General features: G+C 64.4%; 2 protein-coding genes. One reads left to right on the plus strand and one right to left on the minus strand.

Features of this window, described 5'->3' with window-relative positions; all coding sequences use genetic code 11:
• The coding region (locus U4E84_RS18880; protein WP_322533575.1) for an AI-2E family transporter at positions 1-643 on the plus strand (643 nt) is incomplete at its 5' end.
• A 57-nt stretch (positions 644-700) separates the two neighbouring features.
• Here U4E84_RS18880 and U4E84_RS18885 read toward each other — a convergent pair.
• Positions 701-1,006: DUF502 domain-containing protein (locus U4E84_RS18885; protein ID WP_322533576.1), on the minus strand; the 306-nt coding region annotated here is incomplete at its 5' end.

A 1,006-nucleotide genomic window follows, 5' to 3' on the forward strand; every position in this document is an offset into this window, starting at 1 on the left:
CACCGTCGTCGTCACGTACTACCTGCTCATCGACGGCTCTCGGTTCCACGAGTGGCTCCTCAGGTTCGACGACGACGCCATCGTCCGCGAGTACCTCGAGACCGCCGACGACGAGTTAGAGGCCGTGCTGTACGGGAACCTGCTCAACGTCATCGCCATCTCGATCATCGCCGTCGTCACCTACCTCGCGTACAACGCGGTCGCTCCCGCCGCGGTCGAGATCCCGTACCCGACGCTCGCGGGCGCGCTCACCGGCGTCGCCAGCCTGATCCCCGTGATCGGGATGAAGATCGTTTACATCCCGATCGCGGCCGCGATGTCGATACCGATCGCGCTCGACGGCGACCTCTCGTTGCTCGTCTACGTCGCCGGGTTCCTCGTCGTCACGGTCGTGGTCGTCGACACCATCCCCGATATCGTCCTCCGGCCGTACTTCAGCGGCGAGACGACCCACGTCGGGCTGCTCATGCTCGCGTACATCTTCGGCCCGGTCGTGTTCGGCTTCCACGGGCTGTTCCTCGCGCCGATCATCCTCGTGTTGGCGCTGACGTTCGCGAACACCGCGCTGTTGCGCCTGCTCGGGGTCGAGCCGGACCCCGGGCCCGCGATCCCCGAGGGCCAACGCCGGATCGACGAGTTCTGAGCCCCCGGGATGCGCCGGCTCGACGCGGCGGGGGCGTCGGGAATCCGTCTGTCAGCCTCAGTCAGTTGTTTTCCTCACCTCTTCTAAGTCGATGGGGACGTCGGGCGGATGGTCGTCTATCTCGACGGCGACCCCGAAGGAGACGATCGACGAGACTCCCTCTTCGACGGAGAGATCGAGTCGGTACACCTCATCTTCGGACATGTGAAGAACGAACCCGCCCATGAACGGGTTCGGCCCCATCGGCAAGAACACGGTGATCATTTCGTCCTCTTCGGTCGCTTGCTCGATCATCTCCGGGGGACGTGACGTCTGGAACGCGACGGAGTACAATCCCTCTCTCGGAAACTCCACGAGGACCAC

The organism is Halorubrum sp. AD140, from assembly GCF_034497445.1.
Lineage (GTDB): Archaea > Halobacteriota > Halobacteria > Halobacteriales > Haloferacaceae > Halorubrum.